This is a genomic window from Asticcacaulis sp. (assembly GCF_020217185.1).
In the GTDB taxonomy this organism is placed as follows: domain Bacteria; phylum Pseudomonadota; class Alphaproteobacteria; order Caulobacterales; family Caulobacteraceae; genus Asticcacaulis.
Genome location: NZ_JAIWNX010000317.1, coordinates 1 through 10,000 on the forward strand (window position 1 = coordinate 1; position 10,000 = coordinate 10,000).

Consider the following 10,000-nt stretch of genomic DNA (forward strand, 5'->3'; position numbering starts at 1 on the left):
CGCCGCACCTCCGGGTGATTGAGCATCAGGGCGGCGGCGCGCGCATTGACCGCGCCGCTGCGGCCGCCACAGGCCCCACAGTGCAGGCCCGCCGCGTGCGGATTGTTCAGCGACTCGCCTTCGTGCCCGACCAGCACGACCAGATTGGCGTTTGGTTGGGTCAACCCTGCCCCTTTCAGCAGACCCGCCGCCATGTCCGCCTGCTGAGCGAGGGGCATAGACAGGGTGATCTCGGTGGCCGCCCGCCGGGCTTGCGGTTCTTTGGCAAACAGGGTCGCGGCCAGAGACTGCGTTGAGGCCAGTCCGAAACTTTCGACATAGCCAAAGGCAGACGCGCCGACGCGCTTGAGACCTTCGACGGCCGTTTTGAGCGCGGACTCTCTAACCGTCTCAGAGGGCACGGCTTCGCAGACCAGCGCACCGGGCCGCAGGAGCGGCGGGCAGGCGGGCTGGCGGCGGCCATCGGTCATTTCAACGGCGATGGGCAGACCGAAAAAACCGGCAAAGCCCAGGGTCTCAATGCGCGGCCCGGCCTGTTCCAGTGCATGGCGGTAGAGTTCCGAACGCACGTCGATGCAGAAGACGGCCTGCGCCAGTGGCGCCGGGGCAGGCGCAGCGGCGCGGCGCAGGCTGTCGAACAGACCCTCCCGCCAGCGGGTTTCCCGCGCCTCCAGCGGCGACACGTCGGGCAAAACGTCCGCACGTGGAGCGCACAACGCGCGCCGCCAGTTCATGAGCGTCGTCTCATCCTTGAACGACCTTGCCGCCAGCACATCCCACGCCAGCCGGATAACCAGCAAATCGCGCAGGCCCTCATCCGTTTGCCCGTCAAGCTGGGCCTCCCAGTCGCGGTGACGCACCCACGCGGCCCAGCCGCCGACCGTGCAGATCAGCCGTTCCAGATAGGCGGTCTCGGCCTCCGCGGGCAGATTCAGGGCGCTCAGCAGGACTTCAGCCGCCACCACGGCGTCGGTGGGCAGGGCCGCGACCTGCGCGCGGAACCCTTTGAGGCCAAAGATTTCAGGGGCGCGGTCGTGCAGGGCTTCGGCCCGCCAGGCGACAAAGGGCGTTTCACCCTGCCACGGATTGCCCCAGACGGCCTGCCCCTGATCGTAGAAGCCCGCCGCCCACTGCGAAATCCGCCCCGTTACGAAGTCGCTCAGCGGTTTCTGCAGCGCCTTGCCTAAGGCATCGCTGAGCGTCTCGACCGGCGACGGGAGGGCGGCATCGGGCAGCAGATGCGCGCCGTGGCTGCGGGCGACATCAAGTGCGGCCTGCGCAAAATCGACGCCGCTGCGGGCCATGAAAGGGTTGACGGCGACGAAGCTTCTCAGCGGCCATTGCGGTGACACGCGGCGCACAATCGCCTTTAACCGCGTGTCCAGTGCCTGTTCTGTCGTGGGAAAGAGCGACGTAAAAGCATTCATGGCTGAGCACTCCGGTTAAGCCAGCTATTGATGTAGAAGCCGTTTTTCAGATGGACATAGAGGGCCATGACCGGCGGCCAGCGCGGCGCGCTCATGGCCAGCCACTGCCCGATGCACAACATCACCATGCCCGCGACGGTCACCGTGGCCAGCAGCGGCGAAACACTGAGGGATGCCTCACCCAGCAGCCGCTCGATCACGCCGTGACCCAAGAGGGCCAGCGCCACCATGCCCGCCGTGACGACGGTCAGGATCAGCGGGCGGCGCGCTTCAAGCACGGTGACCACCCCCATGGCAGCCAGAAGCGTAACCAGCAGGCTGGCCGACAGGGTGCCAGTGACCAGAAGCGTCAGGCTAAGGCCCGCAAGGGCGGCCAACGGGAAAAGGGCGGCGACCGAACGCTCCTGAACCGGCTTTTTGTCACTGAGCGTGCCGGCGCTGAGGAAGGCATTGGCCTTGTAGGCGGCATGGGCAAGGATGTGGAACAGGGCCGCTCCGAAGGCCCCCAGCGCGCATTGCAGCAGCATGAAGCCCATCTGCGCTACGGTGGACCAGGCCAGTGCGGCCTTGACGCTGTTTTGCGCCATCATGGCCAGCGAACCCACGATGATCGAGCCCAGAGCCAGAAGGACCAGAAGCCCTTGCGCGAGGGGGCTCTGCATCAGCACGTCCGAAAAGCGCAGGAGGAGGACGCCGCCGGCATTGACCACACCGGCGTGCAGAAGGGCCGAGACCGGCGTCGGCGTTTCCATCACCTCGATCAGCCAGCCGTGCACCGGGAACTGCGCCGATTTTAGAACGGCTGCGACGACCAGCAGCAGCGCAACCAACGTGACATCAAAGGGGGCCGCAGCGGGCAGACGCGCGGCGATGTCGGCCATGTCGAGGCTGCCCGTTATGCGGTAGAGGCAGAGGAAGGCGAGCAACAGAGCCGCGTCGCTGAGACGGGCCAGAAGGAACTTCTTGTGGGCCGCCAGCCTGGCCGCCGGGCGATCGGGATAGAAGACCAGCAGCTTATGCAGGGTGAGCGACATCGCCACCCAGCCGAGCGCGAAGGTCAGGAGGTTCGCCGACAGCACAAAGAGGATCACGGTAGCGAGCGTCAGGTGCAGCCCGCCAAGAAAGGCGCCCTGCCGCGCATCGCCATCGAGATAGTTCTGCGAAAAGCGCAGCACCGCCCCGCCGACCAGCGTCACCATGGCCACCAGTGCCGCGCCCGTGGCGTCGAACCGCAGGCCGAGCCACTGGGTCTCCGGAGGTGCAGCACCGTTGATCCACACGATAGCCAGATAAACAAGGGCGATCAGACCGACCGCGAACCCGGCCAGAGACAGGCCGGTGGACAGACGGCGCAGGGTTCGCAGGCCAACAACCCGCACGCCCACAGCCCCTATGGCCACATGGAACAGAGCAAGACCAACACAAAGACCGAGACAGAGCCCGGCAAGTAGCGCAACCGACATGGTGAAAACTCCCGTTCGATTGCTGATACGGGTTCAAAATCAATATAAAAAATTCAAAGATTGAATTGTTTTGTTCGATAAATTAGAACGAACCCATGGCCAGCCTGAATTTCAAACATCTGCGCTATTTCTGGGCCGTGGCCCACGAAGGGCATCTGACGCGCGCCGCCGAAGCCTGCAATGTGTCGCAATCGGCCCTGTCGGTTCAGATTCAGGCACTGGAGGCGCAACTGGGGCACGCCCTGTTTGAACGGCGCGGGCGGCAGATGATCCTGACCGAGGCCGGGCGCGTGGCGCTCGACTATGCCGACACGATTTTCGCGGCCGGTGATGAACTGATCGGCACACTGGAAAACCGTGGGCGGGCGCGGCAAGTGCTACGCATCGGCGCGTTGGCCACGCTGTCACGCAATTTTCAGATGCAGTTTCTGAAACCCCTGATGGCGCGCACCGATGTCGATATCGTGCTGCGGTCAGGGGCTCTGAGCGAGCTTCTGGAGGGGCTTCAGGCGCTGGAACTGGATGTGGTTCTGGCCAATATGGCCCCCGCACGCGATCATCTTAACCCGTTGATTTCACACCGCATCGCTGACCAGACGGTGAGCCTGATAGGCGCGCCGCAACGGATGCGCGACGGGGCGGACCTGCGCGCGTACTTAAGCGAAGACCCGCTGATCCTGCCCGGCCATTCGAGCAGCATCCGCGCCGGTTTCGACGCCATGATCAACCGGCTGAGTCTGCGTCCGGTGATTGCCGCCGAAATCGACGACATGGCCATGATGCGCCTTCTGGCCCGCGAAGGGTTCGGGCTGGCCATCGTTCCGCCCATCGTCGTGCGCGATGAATTACAGAGCGGTCTTCTGGCCGAATTTGCCGCCCTGCCCGACCTGCGCGAAACCTTTTATGCGGTAACCATTGAACGCCGTTTCCCCAACCCGTTGCTGGCCGCCCTGCTGTAGGTTTACCCGCCTGGATCATTATGATTTCTGGTAGAAACATAATGATCCAGCTTTTGTTTTGCCCCCCGCCGGGTACGGGCTCCGCCGCCTTGGCCGCCGCCTCAAGCCGCGCTTCCTAAAATCCGAAACTTAAGTCGCGACGTAGTAAGGGCACATCGCGATGATTGAACGTGCGTTTTGGATAGACCTCTAACCTTATGGAATTCTTATGAAAACGCTTGCACTCACCCTGCTTTGCGCGCCCGCACTTGCGTCCTTGTCTCTGGCGTCTGTGGCCTATGCCGGGCCCGTAGAGTCCGGCCGCTGGACCGTTAACGGCAGCATCGGGACCGAAGTCCCGGTTTCCGGCGATGTCCACGGCGGCACGACCACGGGTCAGATCCCGCTGGCCACCATTGCCTCACTGCGCGATCCCGGTGCCCCGGCCCTGCCTGCCGCCCTGACCGCCACCGGCAATGCCGGTCAGTTGCGCATTCAGTCGCGCGGTTTCGATGATATCTATGACAACGCCACCGCGCTGAATTTCGAAGCCACCTATGGCATAGGTGATGGCCGCGAACTGTTCGGCAGCTTCGACTATGTAAAGGCCGATGAAGGCTCGACCCAGGTCGGCACCGCCGCCGTGGTCAATGGTTCAAACACCGTGGCCGAAGTACCGGTCTATGGCCGCTTTGGCGAATACAAGGGCATGGGCGTCTCGGTCGGCGCGCGCCAGTGGTTCAATGAAGGCGGCACATTTGAACCCTTTATTGCCGGACGCATTGGCGTCAGCAAGATCGACGAAATCCGCGCCACCTTCACCATCCCGGACCTGACCATCAATCAGTCTCTGCGCAATGTCCCCTTCTATGACGACACGACGATCCTGACCGCCGGGATCGAGGCAGGCGTCAGCTATAAGGTGTCGGAAAACGTGTCACTGATCGCGGAAACCGGCCTGCGCTATTACGGCAAGCTGGACGGTAACGACAGCGCCATTGGCGGTCTGGGTCTCGCTTCGATCAATGAGGAAGGCAATCGTCTTGTGGTGCCGGTGACGCTGAAACTGCGCGCTGTGTTCTGAGGAAAGCGTCTGATGAGAAAGCGTCAGGGTCTGGGACCAATCGGTTCCGGACCCGACGCCAGCGGGGCCCTGATCACACGGATAGCCTCTGCATTGAGCCAGGCGACGGCCTGATCAGAGACCTGATCATCGGTGATAACGACGTCGATATCGCGCAGAGGACAGACCGCCAGTACGCCGCTGCGGTCAATTTTGGCAGACTCCGCCAGAAGGATGACGGTTTCAGCCTGCACCACAAGCCGGCGGTCGGATTGCACCCGCAAGGGATCGGTCTGCATCACGCCCTTGCGCGACAGGGCCTGACACCCCAGAAACAGCGTGCTGGCAGCGAACCGCGTTGAGATCGGCGGCGCTTCCGCAGCCGGAGGCGGCAGGCCTGTGCGGCCATCGGTCTCATAAGGTGTCAGCATGACCTGTTGTTCGCGGAAAACCTCGCCGCCCGCCAGCCGCACCCGGACCTGCGGCTTGTCAAACAGGTTCAGCAGCACCGGTATCGAAGCGGTCAGCACCTGACACGGCCTGTCCCCCATCTGTTCGGCCATAAGTGCGACCGTCGCCCCGCCGGCGAGGATAATACGGTCATGCGGTTCAATGAATCCCAGAGCCACCTGAGCGATGGCGCGGCGCGCGGCGAGGTTTATCGGCGGATGGCGCTCAGGGTCCGGGGCGGCCTGAGCCAGGCGGCGGGGCACGGCCCCTCCCTTCACGCGCATCAGATGACCCGCATTGTGCAGCTCCATCAGGTCGCGGTGGATCGTCGTCCGGGACACAGCCAGATGGCTCGCCAGTTCCTCTATGGTCGTGATACGACTGGGCCGCAGCAGGGCGGCAATGGCGCGCCGCCGGTCAATCGCATACATCCTCAACCCCCTTGTGAATCTGGATCATTATGATTTCTGGTAGAAACATAATGATCCAGATTTTTTTGTTTTTGCCCCTCGCCGGGCGGTGGCTCCGCCACCTTGGCCGCCGCCTCAATGGCGGCTTGAGCGGAATGATTTGAAAGAAATCATTCCGCTCTAAGGCTGCGTGTCGGTCAGCAGGATCAGGTCGGACGGCTCCGGAATACGCGCTTGCGGCAGGTCGCGATTGGGCGGCAAGGCCTGCCAGACCAGCGTATAGACGCGCCCGTCCGGGCCGGTCGTCTGGGCCGTCTGCACGCGGGTGACATCCGTGACCCCGATCCGCGCCGCCGCACGGGCATTGAGGCTTTCGACCTTGCGCTCCTCGATCAGCTTCAGGGTCGCCGCATCGACCACGAACGCCAGCGCCTGCCCCAGTCGCGTTACGGGCACGATCAACTGACCCTTGGCGCCGGGGCGTGCACCTTCGACAAACAGTTCGCTGTTCAGCGAGCCACCGCCTTTGAAGTCCCAGCGGTAGTTGGTCCAGGCGCTGATCTGTTGGCGGTTCCACGTCTTGCCTTCGCGGCGCGCCAGCCAGATCTGCGTGTTCCCGGCGGCGTCGTATTTGTGGTAGGTGATGGTCACGCGATTTTCGGCATCGAAGCCGATCACGGTGTTGTTGTTGATCATGCCGCCTTTGACCGGCACCGGATCGACGATTTCCGCGTCCTTCAGCCGGATCGGCAGCGGCAGCGGCGACCCATCGGCCTTTTCCCAGTGGATCAGGTCGCGGCTACGCGCATAGGACAGGTCGTGATTGGTCTCGGCCATCGGCGAGTCGCGCCACACCCAGGTGATGTGAAACCAGCCGTCGGGCCCTGACACCGGGCCAACGAAATAGGCGTTGCGCTGCCCTTCACCATCGACCAGCGGGGCCGAGGTCAGGGCCGACCAGCGCCCGGCTGCCGCATCATAGACATTATAGACTTCGTTGCCGCGACCGCTGGAGCCATCGCGGTATTTATAGACCAGCCGCCCCTCGCCATCGTGCAGGAAGATGGGATAGGTCATGTGGGCTTCGCGCGTCGCCTCGACCATGACCGGCACACGTTTCAGGGTGCGCACATCGCCCGAGGGGTCGCTGCGGAAATAGGTCAGGGGATCGACGTGCATATTGCCCGCCACGTGCAGCGCCCCTGCGGGGTCGAGCGCCATGGCGATATAGTTATGGCTGTCCCAGCCGAGCCAGGTATCCACCTTATGATAGACCCAGTGCGCCGGGTTGTTCAGCGGGCGCTGCGCCACGGTCAGTTGCCGGTTGGCGTCGTAATAGGCGACGTACAGATGCGTCTTCGACACCGCCATGGCAAAGCGCGCGCTATGGCCTGACCAGACGCGATCAATCGCTTCGGGCGGGGCCGAAAGCGGCGTCTGGGCGATCGCCGTCGTCGCGAGCAAAGCACTCAGGAGAAGGGTGGATAAGGCACGCATAAGGCAACGGTCCTGTGTGTGAATGCTGTATCAGGAACGGGGCCGCCCTGAGACGGCCCCGTCACTTGGGTTAAAAAGTAGCCCGTACGCTGACCTGGAAGGTCCGCCCGTCATAATCGACGCGACGCACCTTACGCTCATCGCCCTCAAACTCTGTGCGTTTTTCGTCGGTCAGGTTGAAAGCATCCAGACCGACGGTGATACGGCTGCTGAGGTTATAGGAGGCCGACAGGTCAAACTGTCCGCGCGCCTTGACCGAGCGGGCCGCACCGGCAAAGGTGCCGCCGGCCGCCAGATCATAGACATCGCGATAGTTATAGACGGCGCGCACGCCAAACTGATCCGTCTCATAGAAAACGATCAGGTTGGCGGCGTTTCGCGACACACCCGGCAGGACGGCCGAAGCGCCATTGACCGTCTTGCCATTGACGTCGGCGTAGGAATAGTTGAACGCGCCGCCCAGCTTGTCAAACGGGGCCGGCAGGAAGTCGAGGTTTTGCTGAATGGTCAGTTCGGCCCCGGTCACTTCCAGCGGCGTCGGTGAGTTGATCGCTCCATCGACATTGATCTGCGCCCGCGTACCCGCCGGGGTGTTCAGCGAGCTGTAGCAGAGGTCGCCATTCACCGACCACGTGCCCAGCCCCAGACCATAGCCATCCGCCGGGCAGAGGAAGGCATCGCGGGTTTCGGCCTGAATCTGCCCCTTGATCTCCTTCTTGTAGAGGGCGAGCCCGATCAGGCCATTGCGGCGATTATACCATTCAAAGGACACATCGTAGGAGTTGGAGGTATAGGGTTCGATCTCCACGCGCCCAAGGGCGATATTATAGCCATCGACCGTCGGCGTGACCGTCGTTGAAATGGGGGAAATGTCACGGGGATTGGGGCGCACAAAGGTTTTGTAAGCGCCCAGGCGCACCACAAAGTTTTCAGCGACATCAGCGGCCAGAAGCAGGGACGGCAGCGTATTGCTATATTCCGTTTCCCGCTCATTCAGCTTGAAGGTCGCCGTCAGGCCGCTGCCGGTCCGATCCAGCGAGGTGATCTTCTGCTTGGTGTTCTCCTGACGCACGCCCACATGGCCGCGCAGGCGGATGCCGAGCACCTCGGTATCGACCTTACCCATCAGATAGGCCACATTGACATCATCCGACTTGGTGAAGTTATTGCCCGTGAAATTGCCATCCGCCGGGTCATTGACCCAGCCACCATTGGTCAGGCGCTGACCCGGCAGCAGGGTCACCGGTTGCAGGCGCGACACGGCATAGTCGAAATCGACCGTCTGCCAGTTCTTCAGATAGCCGTCGGCCTTGCCACCGAAAAAGTCATCCGCAAAGGCGCTGCGGACCACAAAGCGGCTGTCGATATTCTGGCTCTGCACGCCGACGGCGCTGGCGCGGTAACCGGTCGATGAGTATTCGCTGGCTTCCGAACGCAGACCGAACTGCACGCTGGACAGCCACGACGACTCCACAAAGCGCTCGATATCGGCCTGAACCGTGCGGACCGAGTTCTTGGCGGCGGAATCACTGCCGGCCACAATGAAGCGGTTCAGATTGCCGTTGACCAGTTCCGGACCGGAAGGCGGCGTATTGGGGCTGGCCCACGGACCGGACGTATCGGTGACCAGAGGGGTGGTCTGGTTGAAGGCCAGGCGGAAGGCTTCGATGTCGGCGCCGCCGCTGAACAGGCTGCCCGTCAGGCCGTTACCCACCCCTGACGTCCCCAGCGGCTTGGCCGGATTGCGCACGTCCAGCTGGCTTTGGTACGCAAAGTTTTCTGCCTCCGAATAGCCGAAGGCCCCGTTGATGCGCCACGTCTTGTTGCGGAACTCCGCCGACAGATGCACCCCGTTGGTCATCTGCTTGAACGATTCCTTGCGATAGGAGGCGTAAACGCGCGGATTGGTAAACTTGTACTGATCAACATAGTAACGTCCGTCTGCCTGCTGATACGGCGTGATGGTCGGGTCGATAATGGTATTGGCGTCCCGGAAGTCGATATCGAGAATGTCGGTGCCGGTCAGCGGCATGTCGCGGTTGCTGTAGAAATAGGTGCCGTTGACGCGTAGATTGTCATTGACCTTGTATTCGCCGCCGATGACGCCGGTGAGAAGCTCACCTTCGTTGTATTTGACACCCTGACGGATATCCGAGGGCAGAAGGACGCCGGTTTTCGACTTGGCGCCCGTGCCGCCTGCGGCACAGACATTACCGGCCGCGCACGATCCGTTGGCTTCAAACGGCGCGTAGTAGTCGGCGAAACGGCTGGCAAAGCCCGGCGTCGTGGTCGCCGAAAGCGTCGTATATTGCGGGAAATGGAGAGAGTCGCGGCGGAAGTTTTCCTTGCGATAGGCGATGGTGCCGAACACAGCGAGGCGGTCATTGAGGAAATGCCGCGTGCCCCCCAGCGTGACCGACGGCGTCACATAGTCGCCGAGCGTGTTGTATTCGGTGCTCACCTTGGCAAAGGCGCCGTCCTTACGGCTGAGCGCCGGTTGGATCTGAAGGTCGATATTGCCGCTGATGCCGCCCGACTGGTCCGCCGCCGACACCGACTTGATCACCGAGATGGCGCTGAAAATATCCGAGTTGAACGCCCCCAGAGGTGCAGCCCCGCCCAGCACCGGTGAAGCGAAATTCATCCCGTTCAGCGTAATCTTGGCATAGCTGCCCGGCAGGCCACGCAGGTTGATCGAGGCATTGCGCGAATCCTCTTCGCGATTGACCTGAATGCCGGGGATACGTTGAAG

The 10,000-nt window shown here is 62.6% G+C and carries 7 protein-coding genes; 2 read left to right on the top strand and 5 right to left on the bottom strand.

The features are described from left to right. Positions 1–1,427 (bottom strand): putative inorganic carbon transporter subunit DabA (locus tag LDL37_RS16290; RefSeq protein ID WP_290799945.1); only part of this gene is annotated, 1,427 nt, incomplete at its 3' end. Then, complete coding sequence (locus LDL37_RS16295) at positions 1,424–2,890, bottom strand: proton-conducting transporter membrane subunit (protein WP_290799946.1); 1,467 nt, start codon at positions 2,888–2,890, stop codon at positions 1,424–1,426. The genes LDL37_RS16290 and LDL37_RS16295, both read right to left, overlap by 4 nt. A gap of 95 nt (positions 2,891–2,985) precedes the next feature. Here LDL37_RS16295 and LDL37_RS16300 point away from each other — a divergent pair, with 95 nt between their 5' ends. Next, positions 2,986–3,849 carry a LysR family transcriptional regulator gene (locus LDL37_RS16300; protein ID WP_290799947.1) on the top strand — a complete coding sequence of 288 codons (864 nt, stop codon included), beginning with the start codon at positions 2,986–2,988 and terminating at the stop codon, positions 3,847–3,849. Between the two features lie 208 nt (positions 3,850–4,057). Next, the gene (locus LDL37_RS16305; RefSeq protein ID WP_290799948.1) at positions 4,058–4,912 is read left to right on the top strand and encodes a hypothetical protein; all 855 of its coding nucleotides are present in this window, start codon (positions 4,058–4,060) and stop codon (positions 4,910–4,912) included. Positions 4,913–4,935: 23 nt separating this feature from the next. Here the strand turns inward: LDL37_RS16305 and LDL37_RS16310 are convergent, their stop codons facing one another. From LDL37_RS16310 to LDL37_RS16320, 3 genes are all read right to left on the bottom strand, one after another. Further along, positions 4,936–5,772, bottom strand: coding sequence for a DeoR/GlpR family DNA-binding transcription regulator (locus LDL37_RS16310; RefSeq protein WP_290799950.1), 837 nt, complete (start codon positions 5,770–5,772; stop codon positions 4,936–4,938). A 159-nt stretch (positions 5,773–5,931) separates the two neighbouring features. Beyond that, complete coding sequence (locus LDL37_RS16315; RefSeq protein ID WP_290799952.1) at positions 5,932–7,248, bottom strand: BNR repeat-containing protein; 1,317 nt, start codon at positions 7,246–7,248, stop codon at positions 5,932–5,934. Between the two features lie 70 nt (positions 7,249–7,318). Further along, a partial coding sequence (locus LDL37_RS16320; RefSeq protein WP_290799954.1) for a TonB-dependent receptor occupies positions 7,319–10,000 on the bottom strand: 2,682 nt, incomplete at its 5' end.